Below are 25,304 nucleotides of genomic sequence, written 5' to 3' on the forward strand. Positions count from 1 at the left end.
GGCGGGCCCGCCGTGGGCCACCATGGGGCGCATGCCGTCCGGAAAGCGCCCCGCCAGCCCGTTCACTCCGTTCACCCCGCTGGACTTCCAGCTGGTCCTGCTGCGCCGCATGGCCGACCACAACCCCGGTCCGGTCGAGGACGCCCGCCGTGCGCTGGGCGCGTCGGTCGCCGACATGCGGGAGGCCAACAGGCGTTGGCAGGCCATGCTGCACTCGCCACACGCGCGCGGCGCCGCCGCCCGGTACCGCGCCGTCCTGGGCGAGCCCGAGGCGACGCTGACCCGCACGGTCGGCGACCTGGACTGCGAGGCCCGCCTGTGGCCCGTCCCGCTCTGGCCCGACCTGCGCTTCGAGGTCCTCCTCGCCCCGGACGGCACGGTCTGGAACGAGTGGCTGATCCGCGCCCCGGGAGCCGCGGGCCCGGACCTGCGGACCCTCGACGACCTCACCCCCTGGTCCTGCACGGTCGACGAGGCGGCCCGCGCCTTCGCCCCCGCCCGCCCCCTCCAGGGCACCGCCCCGACCCGCTGGGGCCTGGCCTTCACGGCCCCGGACGCGCGAGGAGCGCGGCGGGAGGTGGTCGCCAAGTTCACCTGGGGCCTGCTCCAGCGGACGGCCGTCACCGGCTGAACCGGCGGCCCCCGGGGGTTACCGCGCGGCCGCCAGGATCGCGTCCCGGACGGCCGCCGTCGAGCCGGGGTGCAGGAAGAGGAACAGGTTCGGCTCGACCAGCTCCAGCTCCATCACCCTGGGCTCCCCGTCCTCCCCGTCGACGAGGTCCACGCGCGCGTACAGCACCTCGGCCGTGTGCGGCACGGCGGCCAGGGCGCGCTCGGCGACGGCGAGCTCGGCCGGCGTCGGTGTCCACGGCTCCAGGCCGGGATGCGGCACCTTCTCGGCGTCGTAGGCGGTGCCGGGGGCTAGCACGGCGCGCTTGCGGCTGGCGTGCAGGAGACGGCCGCCGAAGAACTGCAGGGCCCGCTCACCGCCGGCGTCGATGCCGCGCATGTACGGCTGGACCATCGCCGTGAACCCCTCCTCGTGCAGGTGCGCGAGGTGCCGTACGGCCGTGTCGTGGTCGCCGGGCGTGTAGCGGGCGGCGTAGCGGGCGCCCGCGCCGGAGGTGGGCTTGACGACGTACTCGTGGCCGTCCGGGAGGGCGGGGGCGTCGCCCGGGGCGAGGTAGCGGGTGGGCACGACGGGCACACCGGCCGCCGCGAGGTCGCCCAGGTACCGCTTGTCGGTGTTCCAGCGCACGACCTCGGCCGGGTTGGCGAGCCGCGTGGCCTTCGCGCACCGGTCCGCCCACGCCGTGAACTCGGCGGCCCGCCAGCTGTAGTCCCAGGTGGAGCGTATGACGGCGAGGTCGTAGGCGGCCCAGTCGACGGACGCGTCGTCCCAGAAGACGGCGTCCGCGGCGGCGCCGGCCGCGCGCAGCGCGCCCACCAGCACGGGCAGGTCCCGGTCCCGGCTGGTCTCCGGCCCGGGGTCGTAGGTGACGAGGGCGACTCGGGGCACGGCGGGACTCCGTTCTGCTGCGGACGCGAACCGCCCGAGGCTAACCAGCGCACCGGCGACCGGGCCAGCGCGCTTGACCCTCCCCTTCGGGGAAGCCCCAGCATCGGTGGCGGAAGACGGGAGGGACGCACAGGGATGCACAGGGAGATGCTGACGATCGGCGCGTTCGCCAAGGCGTGCCGGCTGTCCCCCAAGGCACTGCGGCTCTACGACGAACTGGACCTGCTGCGTCCGGCGCGCGTCGACCCGTACACCGGCTACCGGTACTACGCGGCCGGGCAGTTGGAGCGGGCGCGGCTGGTGGCGTGGCTGCGGCGGCTCGGCATGCCGCTGGCCCGGATCCGCGAGGTGTGCGACCTGTGCTCCCGCGATCCGGCGGCCGCGGGCCGCGAGATCCGCGCCTACTGGGCGGGGGTCGAGAGGGAGACGGCGGTGCGGCGGGACCTGGCCGCGTTCCTCGTCGACCACCTGGCAGGACGCGCCGGGTCCTCCGAGCGGTCACCACAGCCAGGACAGCCACCACAGCTACCACAGCCAGGGCTGTCCGGGAAGTCCGGACAGCCCGGGAAGGACACCACCATGCTGGAACTCCGCTACTCCGCCCACTCGGACACCGGCCGGGTCCGCCCCGCCAACCAGGACACCGCGTACGCCGGCGCGCGGCTGCTCGCGGTCGCCGACGGGTACGGCCCGGCGGGCGCGCCCGCCAGCGGCGCGGCGGTCGAGGCGCTGCGCTTCCTGGACGCGCGGGAACTGCCTGCGGGCAACGTCCTCGGCGTGCTGGACGACGCCGTCCGGGAGGCGACCGAGGCGGTGCGGGACGCCGCGGACGGCGCCGGCGACACCGGCACCACCCTCACCGCCCTGCTCCTGACCGGCTCCCGCCTCGCCCTGGTGCACATCGGCGACTCCCGCGCCTACCTGCTGCGCGACGGCGCCCTCTTCCGTGTCACGCACGACCACACGGTGGTCCAGTCGATGATCGACGAGGGCCGGCTGACGCCGGAGGAGGCCGCGGCCCACCCCCAGCGGGCGCTGCTGCTGAAGGCCCTGACGACCGGCGTCCCGGACCTGAAACTGCGGGACGCCGCACCCGGCGACCGGTACCTGCTCTGCTCCGACGGCCTCACGGCCGTCGTCCCCGACGCCCGCATACGCGACCTGCTCGGCTCCTGCCCGGCCCCCGACACTGCCGTACGCGCCCTGGTCGACGCGGCGAACAGCGCGGGCGGCCCGGACAACGTGAGCTGTGTGGTGGCGGATGTGGTGGAGACGGCAGCCTGAGGGGCGCTGCGGGCGGGTAGGGCGCCTGGTGTAGGAACAGGGGTGGCGTTCCGGTCCCACGCGGTCCCCGGCGCCCCCGCCACCGACGTCACCGACATCACCGACGACAAGGAGTGCGCCGCGTGTCCTCTCTTTTTCCCGCCCTGACGGGCGGACCGGCCGAGCGCCCCGCCCTGTGCTTCGGTGAGCGGTCCCTGACGTACGCCGGGCTCGCCGGCGCGGCCGGTGCCCTGGCGGCGCGGCTCCCGCGCGGCGGGCGGGTCGCCGTCTGGGCGACGCCGGTGCTGGAGACCGCGGTGGCCGTCGTGGCGGTGCTGGAGGCCGGGGCGGCCGCCGTGCCGCTGAACCCGAAGTCGGGCGAGAAGGAACTCGGGCACATCCTGGCCGACAGCGCGCCGGAGCTGGTGCTGGCCGCGCCGGGCGACGAACTCCCGCCACCGCTGCGGGGCGTGACCCGCGTCGACGTCGACGTGCGGGACACCGGGCCCGCCGCCCCCGCCACCGACGCCGACGCCGACGCCGAGGACCCGGCGCTGATCGTCTACACCTCCGGCACCACCGGCCCGCCCAAGGGCGCCGTCATCCCCCGCCGCGCGCTCGCCACCACCCTGGACGCGCTGGCCGGCGCCTGGCAGTGGACCGGCGACGACGTGCTGGTGCACGGGCTGCCGCTGTTCCACGTGCACGGGCTGGTGCTGGGCGTCCTGGGGCCGCTCAGGCGCGGCGGCAGCGTGCGGCACCTGGGCCGGTTCAGCCCGGAGGGCGTGGCGCGGGAGCTGAACGACGGCGCGACCATGCTGTTCGGGGTGCCGACGATGTACCACCGCATCGCGCAGGCGCTGCCCGACGACCCGGAGCTGGTCAAGGCGCTCGGCGGGGCGCGGCTGCTGGTCTCCGGCTCCGCCGCGCTGCCGGTGCACGACCACGAGCGGATCGCCGCCGCGACCGGACGCCGGGTCATCGAGCGGTACGGCATGACGGAGACGCTGATGAACACCAGCGTCCGTGCCGACGGCGAGCCGCGGGCCGGCACGGTGGGCGTGCCGCTGCCGGGCGTTGAGCTGCGGCTGGTGGAGGAGGACGGGTCGGTCATCGCGTCGCTGGACGGGGAGACCGTGGGCGAGATCCAGGTGCGCGGGCCGAACCTGTTCACCGGGTACCTCAACCGGCCGGACGCCACCGCGGCCGCGTTCACCGCGGACGGCTGGTTCCGCACCGGCGACATGGCGGTGCGGGACCCCGACGGGTACGTGCGCATCGTCGGCCGCAAGGCCACCGACCTGATCAAGAGCGGGGGTTACAAGATCGGGGCGGGTGAGATCGAGAACGCGCTGCTGGAGCATCCGGGGGTGCGGGAGGCCGCGGTGACCGGCGAGCCGGACCCCGATCTGGGCGAGCGGATCGTGGCGTGGGTCGTCCCGGCGGACCCGCAGGCGCCGCCGGGGGCGGAGGAGCTGGCCGATCACGTGGCCCGGCGGCTCGCCCCGCACAAGCGGCCTCGGGTGGTGCACCATCTCGCCGCGCTGCCCCGCAACGACATGGGGAAGATCATGAAGCGGTCGCTGTCCCGTGACTGAGCGGCACTCCGCGCGCGAGATCCTGGCCCTCGTCACCGACGACTCCACCTTCGCCGAACTCCCGTACCCGGCAAGGCGGTCGGAGCCCGACGGCCCGCTCGGCTGGCAGGGCTACGACGCCTCCCGGGCCCACGCCGCCGAGCGCACCGGCGAGCAGGAGTCCGTCGTGTGCGGCACGGCGAGCGTCGCGGGCACGCGGGCCGTGCTGATCGCGTTCGAGTTCGGCTACCTCGGCGGCTCGCTCGGCGAGCGCACCGGCGACCGGCTGACGGCGGCGTACACCTACGCGCGCGAACACCGGCTTCCGGTCGTGCCGTTGGTCGCCACCGGCGGCAGCCGGATGCAGGAGGGCATGCTCGCGCTCGGCCAGCTCCAGCGGGTGGCGCGGCAGTCGGTGCTGACCGGGCGGGCCGGGCTGCCGCAGATCGCGGTGGTGCGCGACCCGACGACGGGCGGCGGCTGGGCCACGCTCGGCGCGGGCGCCGACGTCGTCCTCGCGCTGCCCGGCGCCCAGGTCGGCTTCGCGGGCTCCCGGGTGCGCCCGGCGGACGCCGACCCGGCCGCGTACACGGCCGAGGCGCAGGTCGCGGCGGGCGCGGCCGACGCGCTGGTGCGGCCCGGGGAACTGCGGGAGACGCTGGGGCTGTGGCTGCGGCTGCTGACGTCACCGGCGCCGCGGGCCCCCGTGCCGCCCGCCCTCGGCGCGGGTGACCTGCCCGCCACCGGCTGGGAGGCCGTGCGGCGCGCCCGCTCCCCCGGACGCCCGCGCGCCGAGGCCTACCTGGACGCCTGCTTCACGCGGCGGGCGGCGATCAGCGGCGACCGCTGCGGCGGCACCGACCCGGGCATGCTGTGCGGCTTCGGCGAGCACGAGGGCCGTACGGTCGCCTACGCCGCCCAGACCGGCACCGCGACCCGGCCCGCCGGCTACCGCACCGCCGCCCGGCTGATCCGTCTCGCGGACCGGCTCGGGATACCGGTGCTGACCCTGGTGGACACGCCGGGCGCGGCCAACGACGCCCGGGCGGAGCGGGAGGGCGCGGGCGCGGCGATCGCGGACCTGTTCGGCGCGGTGGCGGCCGCCCGCACGCCGGTGACCACGCTGGTGATCGGCGAGGGCGGCTCCGGCGGGGCGCTGGCGCTGGCCGCGCCGGGCAACACGTATGCCACGCCGGACAGTTACTTCTCCGTCATCGCGCCGGAGTCGGCCGCCGCGATCCTGAAGCGGCCTCCGGCGCAGGCGGAGCCGACGGCGGACCAGCTCCGCATCCGGCCCCAGGACCTGGTGGAGCTGGGAGTGATCCGGGGCGTCTCCCGTCCGGACGAGGGAGCGGAGAGAGCCGAGGGAGCCGGGTGAGTCGGCGGCGCCCGCGTCCGGCGGCCCGCTTCGCCCCGGTCACCGCTTCACCCCGGCCGCCCGGATGACCTGCTGCGTCACCGAGCCGCCCCGGTCGTCGCGCGCCGAGGCCCGCAGCGACACGTGGGCGGCACCGCGCGGCACGGTCAGCGCGCCCCGCCACGAGGCCCCGGACCGCTTCAGGGCCACCGTCCGCCACGTCCGCCCGTCGTCGTACGACACCTCGAGCCGTCCGCCGCCGATGGTCCCGGTGTCCTGCGCGCCCTCCACGTACCGGGCGAAGATCCCGACCGGCACCCGCCCGCCGCCCGGCACGTCGCCCGCGAGGTCCGTGGGGACGTCGAAGCCGAGGTTGATCAGGGGGAGGGTGACCGGGCCGCCGCCGGGCGGGGCCGCGGACCTGAAGGTCCACTCGGAGCGGCCCTCGGTGGCCCGTCCCCAGCGGGCGGCGTCGAGGGCGGTGCCGGTGACGACCCGGTAGGTGTGTTCTTCGGCGGGCGCGTCCGTCACGTACGCGCCCGAGCCCCTGCGCCGGTCGGCCGGTACGCCGTCCAGGCCGGCCTCCGTCCACTGGGACATCCCGGAGTCGTCGCTCCACACGTTGCCGAGGCCGGTGTGGTCGGGCCCGGAGTCGCCCCAGCCGGGGAGGTCGAACGTCAGCCGGCCGCCGGTGCGCTGCTGCCCCTGGCCGGTCGCGCCGCCCAGCCACGGGTGCCACACGGGCGCGAACCAGTCGAGCGTGCGGTGCGACCCGCCGCGGTGGGCGACGACTGCGCCGCGTTCCTCCAGCGCCCCGTCGCCGGCCGTGGCGGACTCCTGCCACCGCTGGCCCGGCCCGGTCGACACGTAGTCGGTCCGCTCGGCGGGGAGGTCGATCCGCTCCTGGAAGCCGAGCCCGACCGGGAACGTGCCGGTGACCGAGTACCGGAACTCGCTGCCGCTCATGGGCCTCGCCGCGTGGAACCTCGTTCTCAGCACGGCGAGTTCGCGCGGGCCCGGCCGGTAGGTGAGGTCGCCGTCCGGGATCTGCTGTGCGTGCCCCTGCGAGAGGTCGTACACGTACGGCGTGTCGCGGGTGCCCGTCATCTCGACGCGGCCCGCCGCGCGCAGCCGGGCCGCGTCGGCGAGACCGACGGTGGCGATCTGCAGCGGCCGGTCGGTGTTGTCGTCGGCGCCCCACCACGTCTGGAGCCGGCCGGGCGCGTCGTCCGTCACGAACAGCGCCCTGACGCCCGCGTCCTGCGCGGCCTGCGCGAGGGCGGCCGGGTCGGCGCCGTCGGCCAGGTGCGCCAGCACCGCCTTGCCGCGCACGCCGGTGAAGGGGCCGTCGCCGACGTCGGCCAGCGGGAGCGTGGTGCGCCCCTCGATGAGGGTGCCGCCGGCCTGGACGACGGCGTCGTCGACGCCCGCCACCTCGAGCAGCGGCTTGCCGAGCCGCCACACCGTCCGGTACTCGAAGGTGCCCCAGGTGACCTTCCCGGTGGGCGCGGCGAAGACGCTGTCGTAGGTGACGGGGACCAGCACGGCGCCGGACAGGTCGACGCCGTCGGCGGCGCGGTCGTACTCCATGAGCAGCTGCCGGGTCTCGGTGCGCCGGTGCACCTCGGCCCTGATCTCGCGCAGCCGGCGTCCGTCGAGGGTGACCTCGCGGTCCCGGTCGACGACGACCTCCGGCGCGGCGAGGAAGCCGAGCCCGAGCGAGTCGGCGCCGTGGGCGCCGCGCACGTCGAGGAACGACGTCAGGCTGTACGTGCCCGGCTTCAGCCGCAGGCGCAGGGTGCCGGTGCCGTCGGCGTGCGCCTGCTGGGCGTCGGCGCCCGGCGCGAGCGGCTGCACGGTGACGTCGGCGGCGGTACCGGCGCCGTCCCGGTCCGTCACGTGGACGGTGAGCGTGTACCGCTCGTCCTCCTTGACCATCCCGAACACGGTGTGCGCGACGGGGGTCCCGCCGGCGGAGGCGACGATCTGCCCGCTGGTCTCGCCGACCGGCGCCCTGGAGACGTCCCCGGTCACGGTCGTGGCGGCGGTGCCGTGGGCGGGCACGGTCAGGGCGGTGTCGGCGAGCCGGGCGACGCCGTCCGGGGCGCCCTGCGCGGCGAGGCTCAACTCGACGTCGTGGTCGGAGGAGTTGGTGTAGGTGAGGGTCCGGGTGACCGGCGGGCCGGCGTCGTAGGGCCAGCGCCGGAAGCCGAGGTCGGCGTTCGCGGTGGCGGTGACGTCCGCGGTGACCGCGTCCGGCACGCTCACCCGGCCCGCGCCCGACCGGTAGGCGTCGGCGTCGGTGTCGGCGTCGGCGTCGGCGTCGAGCCGCCGGGAGGTCGACATCAGCGCGTCCTTGAGCTGGGCTCCGGTCCAGCCGGGGTGCTCCTCGGCGAGCAGCGCGGCCGCGCCGGCGACGTGCGGCACCGCCATCGACGTACCGCTCATGGAGGTGTACCAGCCGCTGCCGCCGGTGAGGGAGGAGCGGGCGGCGAGGATGCCGACGCCGGGGGCGGACAGGTCGGGTTTGAGGGCGTTGTCGCCGGCGCGCGGTCCGGCACTGGTGAACCAGGCCGGCCGGTCGGCCGCGTCGACCGCCCCGACGGTGAGGGCGGCGTCGGCGGCGCCGGGCGAGCCGATGGAGGAGGGCGCGCCGGTGTTGCCCGCGGCGACGACGAAGAGGGCCCCGGTCTCCCGGGACAGGGTGTCGAGGGCCTGGGACATCGGGTCGGTGCCGTCGCTCGGCTCGGTCGAGCCCAGGCTCATCGACACGATCCGGGCGCGCACGTCACGGGCGGCCCACTCCATCCCGGCGATGATCTGCGACTCGCTCCCCGAGCCCTGGTCGCCGAGCACCTTGCCGACGGCGAGACGGGCCCCGGGCGCGACGCCCCGCTCCCTGCCGTCGGAGGCCGCCCCGCTGCCGCCGACGGCCGACGTGACGTGCGTGCCGTGCCCGTAGCGGTCGGCGACGTCCTCCCCGCCGACGAAGCTCCTGCTGACGGAGATCCGCCCGGCGAGGTCGGGATGCCCGGCGTCGACCCCGCTGTCCAGCACGGCGACGGTGACGCCCTTGCCGGTCAGCCCGACGTCCCAGGCGGCCTGCGACCCGATCTGCGCGTTGCTCTCGGCCATGTCGGCCCGCACGCGCCCGTCGAGCCAGACGCGCTTGATGCCCTCTTCGGCTCCCTTGATGCCGCTGACGCCTTCGGCTCCCTTGAGGCCGCTGACGCCCTTGCCGCCGTCCCGCCGGGTGACGGCCCGCCAGAACGTCCGCCCCTTCTCCGCCGCGACGGCCATGCCGCGCACGCTGCGCAGGGTCCGCGTCCGCTCGGCGCCGTGCGGGACCACGGCCCGCGCGCCCTTGTCCCAGGTCACGATCAGCGGCAGCTCGCCGGTGCGGCCGTCGGCGAGCCCCTGCCGCAACAGCCCGTCGACGTCGAACAGCCGCGGGTCGAGGGTGCCGGCCCGCAGATACGGCAGCGCCTCGTCCGGTACGACGGTGATCCGCCCGTCGGAGACCCGCGTCCGCACGGCGCCGACGGCGCCCCGGGGCCGCGCGACGGCGACCGTCCGACGGCCGTTCCCGAGGTCGGTGACGGTCACCTTGTCGCCGGTCACCAGGGTCACGGTCCGGGCCACTGCACGGGTCACCGGGCGGGAGCCCGTGCGGGTCACCGGGCGGGAGCCCGTGCGGGTCACCGGGCGGGAGCCCGTGCGGGTCACCGGGCGGGAGCCCGTGCGGGTGACCGGGTGGGAGCCCGTGCGGGTGGCCGCGTGGTGGACGGGGTGCGCGGGGGGCGGTGTGCCGGTCTCCCCGGCCGCCCGTGCCGTCGGCAACAGGGCCAGCACCAGCCCGGCGGACAGGAGGGTCGCCCCGCGTCTGACCGGTCCTCTGCTCATCCAGGCCTCTTCCGTCGCGCGTCATGTGGCTTGCGCCGCCGAGGAGTTGACCGGCGACGACGGAAAACGTCTGGCATGTTCCCGCCAAAGACACCCGCCCCGCAAGCACCCGCGCCGCGACAACCCCCCATTCAGCGGCGACCCGCCCGGCCCCCTACAAAAGGCGCCCGCTCCCCCGCCCGCCGCACGATGCCAGGGAGGAGCCCCGCCACCCGGCGGGACACGGCCTGCGCTCTCGGGAGGACCCTGCCATGACCGCCAGTCTGGAGCGGTTGCGCCGCTGCCACTTCGCCGTCGATCTGGGGGCGGCCCGGACCCGCGTCTACGTCAAGGGCGCCGGCCTCGTCGTCGACCAGCCGTCCGTCGCCGCCGTGAACACCCGCACCGGCGCGCTGATCGCGGTCGGCGAGTTCGCCGAGAAGATGACCGGCCGCACCCCGCACTACATCCGTGTCGTGCGCCCCGTCTCCGGCGGCACCGTCGTCGACATCGAGATGGCGCAGCGCATGCTGCGGCACCTGCTGGGCGACAAGATCCGCCGCGCACTGCGCCGCAAACCACGGCTGCGGGCGGCGGCCTGCACCCCGTACGACGCCGACCCGCTCGCCCAGCGCGCGGCGATCGAGACGCTCGTCGGGCTCGGCGCCCGGCGCGTGGAACTCGTCGACACCCTCATCGCCGCCGCCGTGGGCTGCGGGCTGCCCGTGGAGCAGCCGGAGGCCACCATGGTCATGGTGTGCGGGGCGGCGGCCACCCAGGTGGCCGTGCTCTCCCTCGGCTCCATCGTGACGGCCGAGCGCATCCCCGTCGGCGGCGAGGCCGTCGACCACGCGATCGTGCAGCACCTGCGCCACCAGCACGAACTGATGCTGCCCAGCCAGTCCGTACGGCCGCTGCAACTGGCCCTGTCCGGCAACGGGCTCACCCCGCACGGCCCGACCTCCACCGAGATCCACGGGCGGGACGTCGCCACCGGCCTGGCCCGCTCCGTGCGGGTCGACACCGCCGCCGTCCGCGACGCCATCCAGACCCCGCTGACGGCCGTGCTCGACGGCATCGGCAAGGTGCTCCGCGACTGCCCGCCCGACCTGGTCGCCGACCTGGCCGACCGCGGGATCATGATGGTCGGAGGGAGCGCGTTGCTGCCGGGGCTGGACCACATGCTGCGGCAGTTCACCGGGATCCCGGTGCACATCGCCGAGCGGCCGGACGTGTGCGCCGTGCAGGGGCTGGGCTACATGCTGGAGGGCAAGATCGAACCGCTGGTGCTCGACCCGATGTCCGACTGAGACCTCTCCTCCTCCCCCGGACGCGAGGCCGTCCCCCGGTCGTCCTCCCGGCCGGGCAGCCGCGGGTCAGCGGGCGGACCAGCGGCTCGTCCCGCACCTCGCCCTCGCACACAGCACGCACGTACCCGTCCACGGCCCACACCCGCAGCGCGCCCGAACCGCCGCCGTGCACCACGCTCCCGGCCGGGTGTAGCGCGCCGGTCGCCGGGCAGGCGCGCACACGGCGGCCGCCCACTGCCTGTCCTGAACGCCCACGGCGCGCCCACGCCCAGGTTCACGCAGGTCCCCTCGCATGCCGGTGGGAGCGCCGGCGCACGGTGAAGGTGCAGGCGAGGACGCCGAGGCCCCAGGCGATCAGGAGGGCGCCCCACAGCGGCATGGTCACCACCGGGACGAGAAGGCGGATCTCGGTGCTCGCGCGGTTCTCGAAGATGAAGATCATCGCGATCACGGTGGTCAGCACGAACGGTGTGACGCGGCGGACGACGGGGCGGGAGAAGAACGGCGTGTGCGCCTTGTGGTGCGTGCCGGCGGTCTGAGCCATGGGATGCCTCTCAATCACGCGCTGCCCCCTGCGTACAGCGTCCCCTCCGGCCGGACGGCCCGCCACCGAAGGCGCAGTGCCCCGGAGCCGGGCGGCCCGCCGCGCTCGCCCCGCCCGAACCGACGCCTGCCCCGAGCCCCGACTCCCTGTGCACGGCCCGGCGCCGGCGCCCCACATGGTCCGAACAGGTGTCGGGTCACGTGCGTCGGCCGGTGAGGGGCGGGCCGGAAGCACGACCGGGTTACGGTCGGACGGTCGGCGTGCGGTCGGCGGCCGGCGCCGGCCGACGTGCGGGAGGTGCTGCTGTGTCGACTGCAAAGCCGCCCTCCACCGTCACGCTCCTCCCGGTCATCACGGGACTCTCCCTCGCTTTCACGATCACGGCCGTCGACCCGCTGGTCCTCAGCCTGAACATGCCGCAGATCAGCCGGGCGCTCCACGTGCCGCCCGACGCCGTCGGATTCCTGGGGGGCGCGTCGACGCTGGTCGTGGCCGCCGCCGTGCTCGCCGTGGGCAGTCTCGGGGACGCGTTCGGGCTCAAGCGGCTGCTGATGCTGGGGCTGGCCGGCGTCATGGTGGTCAACCTGCTCTCCGCGGTCTCCCCCGGCTACGAGTTCCTGCTGGTGATGCGCTTCCTCGACGGTCTGGCGCTGGCCGCGATGCTGGGCGTGTCGCTGGCCCTGCTCAAGGCGTCGGTGCCGGCGGAGAAGCGGCCGACGGCCATCGGCGTCTTCATGGCCATCGAGATGGCGCTGTGCGGGGTGACCCCCGCGGCCGGGGGCTGGGTGGTGGAGGCCGTCGGCTGGCGGTGGCTGTTCCTGCTCGGCCCGCTGCTGTCACTGATCTCCCTCGGGCTGACGGCCCGGTACGTCGCCGAGCCGCCCGTCCTGCGGCGGCACCGGCTCGACGTCGTCGGCGTCGGCCTGGCCGGCATCGCCCTGCTCACCCTCGTCTACGGCATCGCCGGGGCGGAGAACGGGTTCTCCCAGCTCCGGGCCTGGCTGCCGCTGTCGGTCAGCGCGGCCGCCCTCGTACTGTTCGTGCTCCGGGAGCGCCGGACTCCGGAACCGGTCCTGGACCTGTCGCTGTTCCGCAGCGGCCCGTTCACCGTGGCCGCGCTGGCCGCGCTGGCGCTGAACTTCCTCGCCGCCGGGTTCAGCTTCGCGCTGGGGCAGTTCGGCAGCGTGATCCTGTCGCTGTCCCCGCGCACGATCGGCCTGCTGTACCTGCCCGGCACGGCGGCGATCGCGGGCGCCGTCGTGCTGGCGGGGCGCCTGATCGGGAAGTACACCCCCCGGCCGGTCCTCGTCACCGGCCTGCTGGTGCTGGCCGCGAGCACACTGCTGATGGCGGCGACCGCCGCGCCCACGATGGCGCTGTGGGTGCTGGTGCTGGCCACCTGGCTCACCAACCTCGGATCGCTGGTGGCCTCCGCCGCGGTGGCCGAGACCATCCTGTCCCACGCACCGCCCGGCAAGTCCGGCACCGTGGCCTCCGTGCAGCCGGCGTTCGGAATGACCGGCTACGCGCTCGGACCCGCCGTCTACCTCCTGCTGCTCGACGTCTTCTTCCAGCAGCGGTGGCTCAACGACGCCGAGGCGCGCGGGGTGTCGGTGGAGGAGGCCGAGCAGGCCGTGGACGCGGCACGCAGTGCGCTGGCGCACAGTCCCGGCACCGCCGGATACGACCCGAACCTGCTCCGGCAGTCCGGACTGGCTCTCGGGCTGGACTTCACCGAGGGCCTGCGGCTGACCATGCTGGTGGTGAGCGTCCTGCCGCTCGCCCTGGCCGTGGCCGCCCATCTGCTCGTCCGCCCCTGGTCCGACGGCGTTGCCGCGCAAGGGAGATGAGCGGACGCCCGGCCGTGCCGCGGCCCGCAGGGAATGCACGGTCGGACGCGGCGGGTCAGCATGGAGGAAAGGGACGTTCCCCATGGAGGTTCGCATGGCTGACAACGAAACCTTCGTCCGCGATCTCTTCCGGGCGTGGAACGACCGGGACTACGACCGCATCGCCGGGTCCGTGGCTCCGGACTGCACCCTCGTCGACGAGGGCAGCGGAAGGACACTGCGGGGCCCGGAAGGCTTCACCCGGCTCGCGAAGGCCATGTTCGACGCGATGCCGGACGGCAAGTTCACCGTCGACCACCTCACGGCCAAGGAGGACACGGTGGTGGTCGAGTACACGAGCAGCGGGACCCAGACCGGAGACCTGGTCCTGCACGCCGGCACCCTGCCCGCCACCGGCCGTCACGTCACGGTGCACGGGTGCGACATCTACGAGGTCAAGGACGGCAAGATCAAGGAAGGCCGCGCCTATCTGGACACCGGCGCCATCATGAGCCAGCTGGGCCTGACCAAGCAGTTCCAGCGCTGACCCGAACAAGCCCCCACGAGAGGTCACGACCCACCCCACCCCGGGCCACGGGGCACTGGCCTCGTGGCCCGGTCCGCCAGCCGGATACAATTGATCTTGTATCTTGATGCACTCCCTCTTGTACCTCAAGGAGGGGGTGTCATGAGTCGGACCGTCATCGACCTCGACGACGAGGCACTGGAAGCAGCCGCCAAGGAACTGGGCACGACCACCAAGCGCGACACTGTGAACACCGCCCTGCGTGAGGTCACGACCCGGTACCGACGACTGCGCGCCCTGGACGAAGGCCGTGCGCTGGCGGCGGAGGGCGCTCTGGACATCGATCTCCTGCTGGACAAGAGCAGGTACCGGCCCACGGGCCCGGCGGACGACGGACGTCACACGGAAGCGAATGAGTGACCGTCGCCGACTACCTCATCGACACCTCCGCCCTCGCCCGGGTCCTGCTGGGTCAGAACACGGCCGAGTGGAACGACAGGATCGGTGCCGCGGCCTCGCGCCATCTGCGACATCACCGAGCTGGAAGTCCTCTGCTCCGCCCGGTCGATCAACGACCGTACGCGGCTGAAGGCGGCACTGGATGCCACCTGTGCCTGGTGTCCGGTGCCGGACGGCGTCTATCGCCGCTCCCGCGTCGTTCAGGAGCAGCTCACGGCCAAGGGTGAACATCGCAGCGCCGGCCCCGTCGACCTCCTCGTGGCAGCCACCGCCGAGGAGGCCGGGCTCATCCTTCTGCACTGCGACCGGGACTTCGAGACCATCGCGCGCACCACAGGGCAGCCCACGCGCCAGATCGACCTCAGGCACCAGCTCGGGGAGGGGGCCTGCGCCGGGCCGTGCCGGGTGTTCAGTGGTCGCGGCCGGGCGGGCCGACGGCGTTCGCGATGCCGAGAGGCTGTTCCCGCTCCGCGCCCGGCGCGTGGTCCGGCGGTACGGCGGTGCGGTGGTCGGCGATCGGGCGGGGAGCCGCGGCGGCGGCCGCCGGGACGATCTGGGTGCGCTTGGCGGCGTACTCGTCCGCGGTGACCGACAGGGACTCGGCGATCTGGCGCAGGTAGGAGATGAGCCGTTCGGTCTCCTCCGGGCCGTCCGCGGCCGCAGCCTGGGTGGTCTTCTCCCAGGTCTGCTGCAGGATCGCCTCCGCCTGCGCCCGCGCGGCCCGCACCATGTTCCGCGCCTGCTCGCGGGCGACCGTGACGGTCTGCTCGGCGGCCTGCTGGGCGCGTGCCTGCTGCAGCACCGCGTCCACGGTCGGCACCCCGGTCGGGCCGGTGCCGTCGCCGATGTTGTTCGCGCGGATCCAGTCCCGGTGGCGCTGCATGTCCGTGCGCAGGCGGTCGTTCTCCTGCGTCAGCTCGATCAGGGTGGCCGCGCAACGGCGCAGGGCGTCGTGCACCGCTTCCTCGCTGTAGCCGCGGCGGGTGAGGGGAGCGCGGGGGAAGGTCATCGACCTTAGTGCCTCGGGGCTCACCCGGCGGTCCCCCGGATGGTGTCCTCGTGTCCTGTTCACGTATCTCCGATCACCGAGCGTCTTCTTCGAAGTGCAGCAAGTCGTGGGAGACGCCCGCGCCCGCCAGATCGCGTACCGTCGCGGAGACCATGGACGGCGAGCCGCAGACGTAGAAGGAGCGCCCGTGCCAGTGGGCGGCGCGCAGGACCGGGCCGGCGAGGCTGCGGTTGTCGATGGTGCCGGCGTCCGCCCCGACCAGCGGCGTCACCCGGAGCCACGGGTTGGCCTCGGACAGCTGCCGCAGCGCCTGCTGGTCGTACAGGCCCCGCGCGTCCCGTGCTCCGACGAACAGGTCCACCCCCCGCGCGGGCCCGTGCCAGGCGATCTCCTCCACCAGGGCGCGCATCGGGGCCAGGCCGGTGCCCCCGGCGATCAGCACCAGATCCCGGCCGCCGGACGCCTGCAGGGTGAGCCGGCCGCCGACCGGGGCGCCCAGGCGCAGCACGTCCCCCCGGCGCAGTCCGTAGACCAGGGCCGGGCTGACCAGGCCTCCGTCGACGGCACGCACGTGGAACTCGATGATCCCGTCGGCGCGTGTGGCGTTGGCCGGGGTGAACGACCGCCAGGTGCTCGGCAGCGTCGGGGTCTCCACCATGACGGACTGGCCGGCCCGGTACGCCATCGGACGGTCCAGGCGCAGCGTGATGACCGCGAGGTCGAAGCCGCGCGGCTCGATCTGCACCACCTCGCCGTTCCACCACGGCGGATTCGCCCTGGCGTCGTCCTCCGCGGCTTCCACCATGGTGCGGGCCACCAGGGTGTACGCCTCGGTCCAGCCGTGCTGCAGCTCCGGGGTCCACGCCTCGCCCAGGAAGTAGGCGAGCGTGGCCAGCAGCGCCTGTCCCACCGCCTCGTAGTGCTGTGCCACCACCTGGAACTTGCGGTGGTCACGGCCGAGTTGCCGCAAGTACGGCAGGAGCCGGTCCGGGTCGTCCGCCTCGGCGACGATCCGGCCCAGGGCGGCCACGAGCCGGTCGCGCTGCGCCCCCATCGCGACGGGGAACATCGGCCGGACCTCCGGCGCGATGAGGAACAAGTACGAGTAGAAGTACCGCGGTACCTCGTCTCCCGACTTGCCCACCAGGGCGAAGGAGTCTCTCAGTGCCTGGGAATCGCTCATGTCCGCACTCCGGTGGCTGGTATCAGGTGTGACCTCCGAAAACGATGGCGAGCCGGCCCGACGGCTCGTCAGGATGCGGCTGTCGCCGCCGGGGTCAGCGCGCGGCGGCCTCGCCGGCCGCGACCATCGTGTCGCTGATCACTCCGTAGACCGCCGTCCAGGATTCCTCGACGGCCGGCGTCCACGCGTCGCCCGCGTAGTGACGCAGGGCGGCGATCAGGCTGCTGCCCACGGCGGGGTAGTGCTCCGCCAGCGCGCCGTAGCCGGCGTGCCGGCGCCCCAGGTTCTGGAGCATGCCGACCAGCGTCTCGGTGTTCTCGAGGTTGGCGACCAGGGCGCCCAGCGCGGCCCACAGACGGTCGCGCTGCTCGTCGAGGTGGGCGGCGAACAGCGGGCGCACGTCCGGGTTGTGGGTGAAGAGGTGGTCATAGAAGTACGCGGTGAGCTGCGGCCCGTGGGGCTGGACTGCCGCAAAGCTACTGCGGATGAGTGAGGGGTCCGGGGTGGTCATGCGGGCCGACTGTAGCCAGACGCACACTGATCGAACAAGCTGAGTTCGATTTACTCACGGAGCGGTGACGCGCCGGGGGAACGGCTCGGGCCGGTGGCTTCGGGCGCGAGCAGTACCGTTTCAAGTGCATTGGTGCGTATGGGAGTTGGGAAAAACAGAGCCCTGTGACCTTCGCCATACGCCGAGTTGGGTCCGCCTCCTCTAAACTCCCGTCCCGGCCGTCACCGCCGACCGGGCCGGCTGCCGCCCGGCGGCCCGTAGCCGTTCATCGGCATGGGCCGGCTGCGGGGACCGGCCGCGCCACCGGCGGCCCGGCCACGACGCGGGTGCGCCGCCGCCCGAAGCAGCCGCCCGAAGCAGCCGCCCGAGACGGTCGGCCGCGGGCGCCCGGTGCGCCGGCCCGTGCCGGCCGGCCCTGTGCCGTCAGGACGCCGCGGCGGCTTCCGCGCGGCGCACGGCGACGTCCAGCACGGCGAGCAGCGCGTCGCGGACCGAGCCCGTCTTCCTCGCGTCGAACACGACCAGCGGTACGTGATCGGCGATGTCCAGCGCCCACCGCACCTCCGCGAGGTCGTGCTCGACCTCCCCGTCGAAGGCGTTGACGCCGACCGCGAAGGGGATGTCCCGGTGCTCGAAGTAGTCCACCGCCGCGTAGCAGTCGTCCAGCCGGCGGGTGTCCACGATCACCAGGCTGCCGAGGGCGCCCTCCACCAGGTCGTCCCACATGAAGCCGAACCGGTCCTGGCCCGGGGTGCCGAACAGGTACAGCTTCAGCGTCGGGTCGATGGTGACGCAGCCGAAGTCCATGGCGACGGTGGTGGTGATCTTGCCCGGCGTGTGGGTCAGGTCGTCCACCCCCGCCGCGACCTCGGTGATCGCGGCCTCCGTGGTCAGCGGGCGTATCTCTGATATCGAGGCCACGGTCGTGGTCTTGCCGACGCCGAAGCCGCCGGCGATGACCACCTTGACCGGCGTCGGAGGATGTTCAGCTGGTGTCACGGAGTGTGTCCCGTGAGTCGGGGACGGCACGGAGACCATCGATAACCCTTCGCAGTACGGAGAGATCCTGGGCGATGGCGGCATTCGGCCGGTGGACCGCCAGATGCCCGGCGGTACGCAGGTCCTCGGCCAGCACGCGCACCACGTTGAGGTGCAGTCGCAGCTCGGCGGCCAGTTCCGCCACCGACTGAGGCCGCCGGCAGGCCGCGACGATGTTGTGGCGTTCGAAAGTGAGCGAGTGAAGGGCCAGGAGCCCGGCCGAGGTCGACACGACCTGGGTCTCCACGGGCATCGGCAGCGCGTTGCCGTCTGCCGACACCCGGCCGGTGGTCAGCAGGAACGGCCGGATCGCGGGTGCGCGACGTGGCGGCTCCGGCGAGCCCTCGGCTTCCCCTGCTGCCTCGTGCGGTGGTCCAACGACGGCCATCACGGTCCCTTCACGATGTGCCAGTACCCGTGCCCTGGCCTCAGGCACGGTCAGCGGGCCGACGCCGCGCCGACGCTGTTCTTCAGCTCCAGCACCAGCTGGGGGGTGAGCGCGGCCCCGGCCCGGTTGGCGAAGAGGGTCATCTCGTAGGCGATGTTGCCCAGCTTCGCGTCCCCGGAGGTCACCACGCCGAGCACGGCTCCGGCGCCGATGGCCGACACCAGGACGTGGCCGTGCTCCAGGTCGACGATGACCTTGTCGAGGGCGCCGAGACCGTAGTTGCCGGAGGCGCCCGCGGCGAGACTCGTCAGTCCGGCCACGATCGCGGCCAGCCGTTCGGAGTCGGCCTGGTCGCGCAGCCGGGAGACGGCGATCAGCAGGCCGTCGGACGACACCGCGATGGCGTCGACCACGCCGGCGGTGTCGGCGGCGAACCGCTGGAGCAGCCAGGTGAAATCGGCTGCGGCGGCTCGCAGGTCGGTCGGTTCCGGCTGCTCGGAGGTGCTGTCATCCATCGACGTGGCCACTGCCCGACTCCTTCTGTGTTTCCTGGTACTGAGATGCCGGCGACTCGGCCGGAACGTTGGCGCTGTCCCGTTCCGCCCGGCGTACGGCGGCCTCGAACTCGTCGAGTTCCGAGCGGACGGCCTCGGCGTCCGCGGGCTGCCGCACGCCCGTCGGCACGCGGTCGGCCGGTGCGGCGGTCCGGGCGAGCGTGGCTCCCCGCACCCGCCGGTGCAGCGGCCGGGAGGTCCGGGCGGACGGCGGTTCGTCCGAGCCGGTGGTCCGCGCCGCGCCGGCCTGAGCACCGGCCTGAGCACCGGACTGAGCGACGGTCTGCGCGGCGGTCTGCGCGGCGGTCTGCGCGGCGGTCCGTTCCGCGACGGCCGGTCCCGAGCCGGTGGCGGCCGGGACCCGTCGCGGGAGTTCGCCGTGCGGTGCCTGCGCCTGCCTCTGCGCGGGGACGCCGGAGGCGGAGGCCGGTACCGGCGACGGTGCCGGCGCGGCGGTCTCCTTCCCGGGCCGCACCGGAAGCGGCGTCACGTTGGCGACCGCGCCCGTGGCCACGGGCTGCGGGAGGCCCGCGGGGTCCGCGGCCGGCAGGAGCGCGGCGGGGATCCACACCGTGCCGGTGACGCCGCCGCCCGGCGTACGGCTCAGGGAGACCCGCACACCCCAGCGCCGGGCGAGGCTGCCGACCACGAAGAGACCGAGCACCTTGGTCGGTACGAGGTCGAGCCGCTCCCGGCGGATCAGCCGGGCGTTCTCCTCGGCGAGGCGCTCCGCGTTCATGCCGAGACCGTGGTCGATGATCTCGACCAGCGCCCCGCCCTCCTCGATGACGTCGGCGCCGGGGCGGACCACCACCTCGACGGACGTGTCGGAGGGGGAGAACGAGACCGCGTTCTCCAGCAGTTCGGCGAACATCAGCTTCAGGTCGCCGATGACGTCGGGCGCGACGGCGACCTCCGTCTCGCACCGCAGGGACACCCGCGAGTAGCCCTCGATCTGGGCGAGCGACGCCCGGATGACGTCGGACAGGGGGACCGGACGGGAGTCGACGCCGCGCTCCCGGATCCCGGCGAGCAGCATCAGGCTGTCGGCGTTGCGCTGGAGGCGTACGGCGATGTGGTCGATGCGGTACAGCCGTTCGAGAAGCTCGAGGTCGGTCTCCTCCTTCTCCATCTCGTCGATGAGGAAGAGCTGACGCGTGGTCAGGTTGCTGACCCGGCGGCCGACGTTGCCGAACATCTCGGCCACGTTGCGGCGGCTGAGCATCTGACGCTCCAGCAGCTGCACGGCGGTGACCTGGACTTGGTTGAACACCTCGGCCAGCCCGCCGATCTCGTCGCGCACCGGGACGGGGATCGGCCGCGGCCGCAGGGGGGTGATGTCGCCGGAGTCGTCGTCCGCGACCCGGGCGAGTTCTTCGCCCGCCACGTCGACCACCTGCTGGGCGGCGTCGGTCAGGGCCACCAGGGGACGTACCACCGAGCGCCGGACCATGACGCAGAAGGCCAGCCAGGCGACGAAGCCGAGAAGGGCCAGAGCCACCAGGTACAGCGCGCCCCGCAGCGCCTTCGAAGAGGCGGCGTCGGCCTGTACGGCGGTCTGCTCGATCAGCGACCAGGTGATCCCGAGGCGGGTCTCGGACTGCCGGTCCCCGTCGGTCATCGCCTTGCGCAGCTCGGCCGGCGACTTGCCCTGCAGGGCGCCGGGGTCGATCTGCAACTGGGCGTACTGGGCGGTGATGCCGTTCTGCTCGGAGCTGCGTTCGATGCCTTCCATCCGCAGCACCTCGTCGGGTGCGGCGATCCGCTGGAACCGTTGCGCCTGATGGTCGTAGAGGGCGCGGGCGTCGACCGCGCGGCTGTACTCGGTGAGGGGGTTGGCGTCACGGGTCTGCGCGGAGAACACCGCGCTCTCGAAGGCCGCGTGGGCGGCGTCGGCGCGCAGCACCGCGTCGAGGCGCGCCGTGACGGAGGACGACGACGTGCCGGAGTAACGGTCCAGGCCGATGCCGTCGATCAGGTAGTCGACCGCGGACGCGTACGCGGGGTCGATGTCGGCGACGGAGACATAGCCCCGTTCGAGCTTGGCGCGCAGGACGCCGAGGCCGCGGATGTAGTCGAGTGCCTGCGCCTCCTCGTGCGGCAGGTCCGGGGCGAACGCCGAACGCACCGCGGCGGCCTGCCGGTCGGTGTCCCGCTGCGCCTGGTGGTAGTCGGCGGTCGACGGCAGCGGCGCTTCGGGGCGGGACGCCGCGTACTGCACGGAGAGCAGGAGCGCCTGCTGGTGTTCGGCCTGTACGTCGTTGATGAGCTTGGCGACCTGTCCGCTGTCGCGCACCAGTTCCGCTATCCGGTCCGCGTCCCGGGCCTGCCGGGCCTGGCCGTAGGCGCCGATGCCGAGGAGCACGCCGACGGCCACGATGGGCGCGATCACCAGGACGTTGAGCTTGCGGCGGAAGGGCCACCGGTCGAGGACGCTCGCCGCCGTCCGGCGCGACCGCGGACTCCGGTCGGCCGCCCCCGGTGGCTCGGGGGCGAGCGGCGGGTTGCCTCTGTTCGCGGACACCCATGCCTCCTTCGATGTGTTGCCGAGCGGTGGCAGCGCCGTCGTCACCGCCGGACCGCCGATGGCCGGCAGCGGACGTGACACATTCGCGGCGTTCGCCGCTGAGAGGAGTGAAGAGATCACGCCAGGTGTCCAAAACCGGCTGCGTGAGCATAGCCGTACTTACAGCGACATCACAGCTTTCCAGTGATCAAAAGATGATTACAGAAGCTTCACGGGTGCTGCACGGATCGTGATGCTTCATCTCCGATGGCCCTCGTCGCCCCATGTGCCGCCGGCCGATGTACTGTGCCGACGGGGGAATTGACGGGAACCGACCGGTTGAGCATGATCCTCGGCAGCACGCTTGCTGCCACCCCCGCCGGCCCCGGGCCACCGCTCGGGAATCGACGCCCGCCGTAGTCCCGTGGTCCCCGCAGCCTCCCGAGGCGAAGCGGGTCCTCGCGACGGCGACCGTACGCCGAAGCCGTCGCCCGCCCCCGAACTCCCCCTCCCCCGCCCAGCCCTGCCTGCTTTCCTCGCCTGTGTTGGAGACCTCGTGCACCCCACCCGCAAGGCGGCCGTGACCGCGACAGCCCTCCTGGCCACCGTCACCCTCGTCGCCGGCTGCGAGAGCGGTTCGACGACCGCCGAATCCGTCAACGCGCCCTCCGGTGGCTCGTCCAGACCCGGCTGCCCCGGCGCCCTCGCCCGGGTCAAGCGCGACGTCAAGGCGGCCGAGGACGTCAACGCCCCCTGGTCCGGGCCGACCAGCGGCCCCCGGGCCGTCCCCGGCCGGAGCATCGTCTACATCGCGCAGACGCTGACCAATCCCGGCGTCGAGGGCGTCGCCCAGGGCGTCCAGGAAGCGGCCGACGTCATCGGCTGGCGCGTGCACACCATCAACGGCCAGGGCACGCCCGCCGGCCTCAAGGACGCCTTCGACCAGGCACTCGCCCTGAAGCCCGACGGCATAGTCATCGGCGGCTTCGATCCCAGCTCCACCGCCAAGCAGGTCGAGCGGGCGAACGCCGCCGGCATCCCGCTGATCGGCTGGCACGCCGTCGCCGCGCCCGGCCCCAGCGAGAACCCGAAGCTGTTCACCAACATCACCACGAGGGTCGAGGACGTGGCGCGGCTCAGCGCCGACTGGATCATCGCGCAGTCCAACGGCCGGGCCGGCGTCGTGCTGTTCACCGACGCCTCCATCCCGTTCGCCAAGCGCAAGTCCGACCTGATCAAGAAGGAGCTCGCCACCTGCTCCGACGTGAAGCTGCTCAGCTACGAGAACATCCCGATCCCCCAGGCCAACACCCGCACCGTCAAGCGGGTCTCCTCCCTGGCCACCCGCTTCGGCGCCCGGTGGACCCACTCCGCCGCCATCAACGACCTGTACTTCGGTTACGCGGAGTCCGCCCTGCGCGCGGCCGGCAAGGACGGTGCCGGGGCCCCCTTCAACATCGGGGCGGGCGACGGCGATCCGTCGGCCTTCGAGCGCATCAACGGCAAGGCGTACCAGGCGGCCACCGTGCCCGAGCCGCTGTCCGAGCAGGGCTGGCAGATCGTCGACGAGTTCAACCGCGCCTTCGCGGGCAAGCCGTCCAGCGGATACGTCGCCCCCGTGCACATCACCGTCGCGGCCAACAGCGGCGGCACGCTGTCCTGGGACTCCGAGGGCTACCGCAACGCCTACCGCGAGATCTGGGACAAGTGACCACCCACCGGAGCCGACGGCAGAACCTCGTGCTTCCACTACGGCACCCGCACCGCCGGCCTCACCGGCGTGCGGCGCCCGCGCCCCGGATCACCCTCCGCGCGGAGTCGCGGACCGGACCGTCTCCCCGGCCGCCCGGTCACGGATGAGGCGGATCGTGCGCCCGGTCCGCTCCTCGTGCAGGTAGTGGCCGGTCTGTGCCCAGTGTTCGATGCGTGAGCCGGGCACCCGCAGCGCTCCGCGTTCCCACTCGGCGGCCCGCGCGGACGTGCAGACGGTCAGCACCGGCTGCGGCCGGCGCCGCAGACATGCCTCGCTGTGCGGGCGGATGCCCACGGCGCCGGGGTCGGTGTACATGCCCGCGTAGGCCTGGGCGACGACATGGTCCGGGGTGCCGAGCATGGTGCGGATGTGCGCGGTGCGCAGGCCGGGCGGGGCCTGCGGCGAGAACGCGCCGGCCACTTGAGTCGGCGGCCGCGCGGACCCGGTGCCGCTCGTACTCGGCTCGTACTCGGCGAGCCCGGTGACCGAGGCGGGAACCGCCCACGTGGTACTTCAGCCGCAGGTCCCGTACGAACTGGATCGCCCCCGCACAGGACGGCTGGTCGATCGTCCACTTGCCGCACGCCTTGTCCTGGCGACATCGGAGCCGGCAGCGGCAGGCCCTTCGGCGTCCTGGACGGTCAGTGACGGACGGCGGCCTGCCGCTCGGCCGGAGTGCCGCCGCTCGCGACGACAGCGCCGGGGGCGCTCTGGTGGCGTTCGAGAACCGCCGACACGAGGGCGAGGAGCAGGGCGGCCAGGGCCATGAGGGCGCCGACCCAGTTGGGGGCGGTGTAGCCGAGGCCGGCCGCGATGACGAGACCGCCGAGCCAGGCGGAGAGGGCGTTGCCGAAGTTGAACGCGCCGATGTTCACGGCCGAGGCCAGCGTCGGGGCGCCGCTCGCCTGGTCGAGGACGCGCTTCTGGAGCGGCGGCACGGTGGCGAAGCCAAGGGCTCCGATCAGGGCGATCGTGACAGCGGCAAGAGCCTTGTGGTGTGCGGTGAGCGTGAAGAGCGCGAGCACGACGGCCAGGCCGCCGAGGGAGACGTACAGCATGGGCATCAGGGCGCGGTCGGCGAAGCGGCCGCCGACGAGGTTGCCGCCGACCATGCCGAGCCCGAAGAGGACCAGCAGCCAGGTCACCGAGCCGTCGGCGAAACCGGCGACGTGGGTCATCATCGGCGCGATGTAGGTGATGGCCGCGAAGACGCCGCCGAAGCCGAGGACGGTCATCGCCATGGCAAGCAGCACCTGGGCGTTCTTGAACGCGGCGAGCTCATGGCGCAGGTGCACGCCCTCCGGCCTGGGCATCTCGGGGACCAGCACGGCCACACCGAGGAGCCCGATCACTCCGAGCCCGGCGACTATGGCGAAGGTGGCCCGCCAGCCGGCGTGCTGCCCGACGAGAGTTCCCAGGGGCACGCCGACCACGTTGGCGACCGTGAGGCCGCTGAACATCATCGCGATGGCACCGGCCTTCCGGTCCGGGGCGACCAGCTCGGCGGCGACGACCGAGCCGATGCCGAAGAAGGCGCCGTGGGTGAGTGAGGCGACTACGCGGCCGATCAGCATCACGGCGAAAGTGGGCGCGACCGCGGACAGCAGGTTCCCGGCGATGAACAGGCCCATGAGCAGCATCAGCATGCGCTTGCGGGAGATTTTGGTGCCGAGCGCTGTCATCAGGGGAGCGCCGAGCATGACGCCGAGCGCGTAACCGGTCACCAGGAGGCCCGCGGTGGGGATGGAGACCCCGAAGCTGCCCGCGACCTCGGGCAGCAGGCCCGTGATCACGAACTCGGTGGTTCCGATGCCGAAGGCCCCGATCGCGAGTGCCAGGAGCGCGAGAGGCATGAGGGGTACACCTTCCCGGACGATTGCGGATGCCTTTTACCTCCGCAGACAATAATTGCAGAAGCCTATTAAGTGCAAGGGTGGGCAATTGCATCAGCGCCCTGCCCTTGATCCAGTCGGCGCCGGCACGAGGCTCGTGACGCGGCTCGTGACCCGCCTCGAGGACCGCGGGCCGCCCGAGCGCGGCAGTGGTGGCGAGCCGCGCGCCCCGGAGGCGTCCGACCGACCGCACGGCGGCGCTGC

At 73.7% G+C, this 25,304-nt stretch carries 21 protein-coding genes and 1 pseudogene; 10 read left to right on the forward strand and 12 right to left on the reverse strand.

What is annotated here, in order from left to right; translation table 11 throughout:
* The first annotated feature begins 22 nt into the window (after nucleotides 1-22).
* On the forward strand, nucleotides 23-631 hold the full coding sequence (locus ACH4ZX_RS12130; protein WP_398271601.1) for a hypothetical protein: 609 nt from the start codon (nucleotides 23-25) through the stop codon (nucleotides 629-631).
* Between the two features lie 18 nt (nucleotides 632-649).
* Here the strand turns inward: ACH4ZX_RS12130 and ACH4ZX_RS12135 are convergent, their stop codons facing one another.
* The gene (locus tag ACH4ZX_RS12135) at nucleotides 650-1,519 is read right to left on the reverse strand and encodes a RimK family alpha-L-glutamate ligase (RefSeq protein WP_398271313.1); all 870 of its coding nucleotides are present in this window, start codon (nucleotides 1,517-1,519) and stop codon (nucleotides 650-652) included.
* A gap of 135 nt (nucleotides 1,520-1,654) precedes the next feature.
* Between ACH4ZX_RS12135 and ACH4ZX_RS12140 the strand changes: the two genes are divergently transcribed.
* From ACH4ZX_RS12140 to ACH4ZX_RS12150, 3 genes are all read left to right on the forward strand, one after another.
* Complete coding sequence (locus ACH4ZX_RS12140; protein WP_398271315.1) at nucleotides 1,655-2,803, forward strand: MerR family transcriptional regulator; 1,149 nt, start codon at nucleotides 1,655-1,657, stop codon at nucleotides 2,801-2,803.
* Nucleotides 2,804-2,925: 122 nt separating this feature from the next.
* Entirely contained in the window at nucleotides 2,926-4,380 is a 1,455-nt protein-coding gene (locus tag ACH4ZX_RS12145) for an acyl-CoA synthetase (RefSeq protein ID WP_398271317.1), read from the forward strand.
* On the forward strand, nucleotides 4,373-5,737 hold the full coding sequence (locus ACH4ZX_RS12150) for a carboxyl transferase domain-containing protein (RefSeq protein WP_398271319.1): 1,365 nt from the start codon (nucleotides 4,373-4,375) through the stop codon (nucleotides 5,735-5,737). Before ACH4ZX_RS12145 ends, ACH4ZX_RS12150 begins: the two co-directional genes overlap by 8 nt.
* Before the next feature lie 39 nt (nucleotides 5,738-5,776).
* On the opposite strand, the gene ACH4ZX_RS12155 is transcribed toward ACH4ZX_RS12150, so the two are convergent.
* The gene (locus ACH4ZX_RS12155) at nucleotides 5,777-9,619 is read right to left on the reverse strand and encodes a S8 family serine peptidase (RefSeq protein WP_398271321.1); all 3,843 of its coding nucleotides are present in this window, start codon (nucleotides 9,617-9,619) and stop codon (nucleotides 5,777-5,779) included.
* Between the two features lie 251 nt (nucleotides 9,620-9,870).
* On the opposite strand from ACH4ZX_RS12155, the gene ACH4ZX_RS12160 reads away from it, so the two are divergent.
* Complete coding sequence (locus tag ACH4ZX_RS12160; protein WP_398271323.1) at nucleotides 9,871-10,908, forward strand: rod shape-determining protein; 1,038 nt, start codon at nucleotides 9,871-9,873, stop codon at nucleotides 10,906-10,908.
* Nucleotides 10,909-11,182: 274 nt separating this feature from the next.
* Here ACH4ZX_RS12160 and ACH4ZX_RS12165 read toward each other — a convergent pair whose 3' ends face one another.
* Nucleotides 11,183-11,452 carry a hypothetical protein gene (locus tag ACH4ZX_RS12165; protein WP_360746918.1) on the reverse strand — a complete coding sequence of 90 codons (270 nt, stop codon included), beginning with the start codon at nucleotides 11,450-11,452 and terminating at the stop codon, nucleotides 11,183-11,185.
* Between the two features lie 305 nt (nucleotides 11,453-11,757).
* Here ACH4ZX_RS12165 and ACH4ZX_RS12170 point away from each other — a divergent pair, with 305 nt between their 5' ends.
* The 4 genes and pseudogenes from ACH4ZX_RS12170 to ACH4ZX_RS12185 form a co-directional block, all read left to right on the forward strand.
* A complete protein-coding gene (locus ACH4ZX_RS12170; protein WP_398271325.1) occupies nucleotides 11,758-13,302 on the forward strand; it encodes an MFS transporter in 1,545 nt (514 codons plus the stop codon).
* A gap of 94 nt (nucleotides 13,303-13,396) precedes the next feature.
* Nucleotides 13,397-13,828 (forward strand): ester cyclase, encoded by a 432-nt coding sequence (locus ACH4ZX_RS12175; RefSeq protein ID WP_398271327.1) that lies wholly within the window; start codon nucleotides 13,397-13,399, stop codon nucleotides 13,826-13,828.
* A gap of 141 nt (nucleotides 13,829-13,969) precedes the next feature.
* Nucleotides 13,970-14,227 (forward strand): type II toxin-antitoxin system VapB family antitoxin, encoded by a 258-nt coding sequence (locus ACH4ZX_RS12180; RefSeq protein WP_398271329.1) that lies wholly within the window; start codon nucleotides 13,970-13,972, stop codon nucleotides 14,225-14,227.
* Nucleotides 14,224-14,632, forward strand: a pseudogene (locus ACH4ZX_RS12185) (PIN domain nuclease); the annotation flags it as partial. The gene ACH4ZX_RS12180 and the pseudogene ACH4ZX_RS12185, both read left to right, overlap by 4 nt.
* A gap of 43 nt (nucleotides 14,633-14,675) precedes the next feature.
* Here ACH4ZX_RS12185 and ACH4ZX_RS12190 read toward each other — a convergent pair.
* The 7 genes from ACH4ZX_RS12190 to ACH4ZX_RS12220 all read right to left on the reverse strand — a co-directional run bounded on the left by ACH4ZX_RS12190 (nucleotide 14,676) and on the right by ACH4ZX_RS12220 (nucleotide 21,473).
* A complete protein-coding gene (locus ACH4ZX_RS12190; RefSeq protein WP_398271331.1) occupies nucleotides 14,676-15,338 on the reverse strand; it encodes a DivIVA domain-containing protein in 663 nt (220 codons plus the stop codon).
* A 10-nt stretch (nucleotides 15,339-15,348) separates the two neighbouring features.
* The gene (locus ACH4ZX_RS12195) at nucleotides 15,349-16,458 is read right to left on the reverse strand and encodes a globin domain-containing protein (protein ID WP_398271333.1); all 1,110 of its coding nucleotides are present in this window, start codon (nucleotides 16,456-16,458) and stop codon (nucleotides 15,349-15,351) included.
* Nucleotides 16,459-16,552: 94 nt separating this feature from the next.
* Nucleotides 16,553-16,969 (reverse strand): globin domain-containing protein, encoded by a 417-nt coding sequence (locus ACH4ZX_RS12200; protein WP_398271335.1) that lies wholly within the window; start codon nucleotides 16,967-16,969, stop codon nucleotides 16,553-16,555.
* 423 nt (nucleotides 16,970-17,392) lie between these two features.
* Nucleotides 17,393-18,007, reverse strand: a complete 615-nt coding sequence (locus ACH4ZX_RS12205) for a GTP-binding protein (protein WP_398271337.1) — start codon at nucleotides 18,005-18,007, stop codon at nucleotides 17,393-17,395.
* Complete coding sequence (locus ACH4ZX_RS12210; RefSeq protein ID WP_360746900.1) at nucleotides 17,955-18,395, reverse strand: DUF742 domain-containing protein; 441 nt, start codon at nucleotides 18,393-18,395, stop codon at nucleotides 17,955-17,957. The genes ACH4ZX_RS12205 and ACH4ZX_RS12210 overlap by 53 nt, the downstream gene beginning before the upstream one ends.
* 50 nt (nucleotides 18,396-18,445) lie before the next feature.
* Nucleotides 18,446-18,910, reverse strand: coding sequence for a roadblock/LC7 domain-containing protein (locus ACH4ZX_RS12215; RefSeq protein ID WP_360747059.1), 465 nt, complete (start codon nucleotides 18,908-18,910; stop codon nucleotides 18,446-18,448).
* A complete protein-coding gene (locus tag ACH4ZX_RS12220) occupies nucleotides 18,903-21,473 on the reverse strand; it encodes an ATP-binding protein (RefSeq protein ID WP_398271340.1) in 2,571 nt (856 codons plus the stop codon). The genes ACH4ZX_RS12215 and ACH4ZX_RS12220 overlap by 8 nt, the downstream gene beginning before the upstream one ends.
* A 538-nt stretch (nucleotides 21,474-22,011) precedes the next feature.
* On the opposite strand from ACH4ZX_RS12220, the gene ACH4ZX_RS12225 reads away from it, so the two are divergent.
* Nucleotides 22,012-23,166 carry a substrate-binding domain-containing protein gene (locus tag ACH4ZX_RS12225; protein WP_398271342.1) on the forward strand — a complete coding sequence of 385 codons (1,155 nt, stop codon included), beginning with the start codon at nucleotides 22,012-22,014 and terminating at the stop codon, nucleotides 23,164-23,166.
* A gap of 90 nt (nucleotides 23,167-23,256) precedes the next feature.
* On the opposite strand, the gene ACH4ZX_RS12230 is transcribed toward ACH4ZX_RS12225, so the two are convergent.
* Together ACH4ZX_RS12230 and ACH4ZX_RS12235 are read right to left on the reverse strand one after the other, a co-directional pair.
* Nucleotides 23,257-23,628: a hypothetical protein gene (locus tag ACH4ZX_RS12230; protein ID WP_398271344.1), complete on the reverse strand. Its 372-nt coding sequence runs from the start codon at nucleotides 23,626-23,628 to the stop codon at nucleotides 23,257-23,259.
* Between the two features lie 221 nt (nucleotides 23,629-23,849).
* On the reverse strand, nucleotides 23,850-25,061 hold the full coding sequence (locus ACH4ZX_RS12235) for an MFS transporter (RefSeq protein ID WP_398271346.1): 1,212 nt from the start codon (nucleotides 25,059-25,061) through the stop codon (nucleotides 23,850-23,852).
* Nucleotides 25,062-25,304 lie beyond the last annotated feature (243 nt).

It is taken from the genome of Streptomyces sp. NPDC020490, assembly GCF_044335305.1.
Taxonomy (GTDB): domain Bacteria; phylum Actinomycetota; class Actinomycetes; order Streptomycetales; family Streptomycetaceae; genus Streptomyces.

What these genes read in the sequence shown, in the direction of transcription:
- ACH4ZX_RS12180 (WP_398271329.1), top strand. Translation starts at nt 13,970, where the DNA reads ATGAGTCGGACCGTCATCGACCTCGACGACGAGGCACTGGAAGCAGCC.
- ACH4ZX_RS12205 (WP_398271337.1), bottom strand. Translation starts at nt 18,007, where the DNA reads ATGGTCTCCGTGCCGTCCCCGACTCACGGGACACACTCCGTGACACCA.
- ACH4ZX_RS12155 (WP_398271321.1), bottom strand. Translation starts at nt 9,619, where the DNA reads ATGAGCAGAGGACCGGTCAGACGCGGGGCGACCCTCCTGTCCGCCGGG.
- ACH4ZX_RS12165 (WP_360746918.1), bottom strand. Translation starts at nt 11,452, where the DNA reads ATGGCTCAGACCGCCGGCACGCACCACAAGGCGCACACGCCGTTCTTC.
- ACH4ZX_RS12195 (WP_398271333.1), bottom strand. Translation starts at nt 16,458, where the DNA reads ATGAGCGATTCCCAGGCACTGAGAGACTCCTTCGCCCTGGTGGGCAAG.
- ACH4ZX_RS12140 (WP_398271315.1), top strand. Translation starts at nt 1,655, where the DNA reads ATGCACAGGGAGATGCTGACGATCGGCGCGTTCGCCAAGGCGTGCCGG.
- ACH4ZX_RS12200 (WP_398271335.1), bottom strand. Translation starts at nt 16,969, where the DNA reads ATGACCACCCCGGACCCCTCACTCATCCGCAGTAGCTTTGCGGCAGTC.
- ACH4ZX_RS12160 (WP_398271323.1), top strand. Translation starts at nt 9,871, where the DNA reads ATGACCGCCAGTCTGGAGCGGTTGCGCCGCTGCCACTTCGCCGTCGAT.
- ACH4ZX_RS12175 (WP_398271327.1), top strand. Translation starts at nt 13,397, where the DNA reads ATGGCTGACAACGAAACCTTCGTCCGCGATCTCTTCCGGGCGTGGAAC.
- ACH4ZX_RS12210 (WP_360746900.1), bottom strand. Translation starts at nt 18,395, where the DNA reads ATGGCCGTCGTTGGACCACCGCACGAGGCAGCAGGGGAAGCCGAGGGC.
- ACH4ZX_RS12215 (WP_360747059.1), bottom strand. Translation starts at nt 18,910, where the DNA reads ATGGATGACAGCACCTCCGAGCAGCCGGAACCGACCGACCTGCGAGCC.
- ACH4ZX_RS12235 (WP_398271346.1), bottom strand. Translation starts at nt 25,061, where the DNA reads ATGCCTCTCGCGCTCCTGGCACTCGCGATCGGGGCCTTCGGCATCGGA.
- ACH4ZX_RS12130 (WP_398271601.1), top strand. Translation starts at nt 23, where the DNA reads ATGGGGCGCATGCCGTCCGGAAAGCGCCCCGCCAGCCCGTTCACTCCG.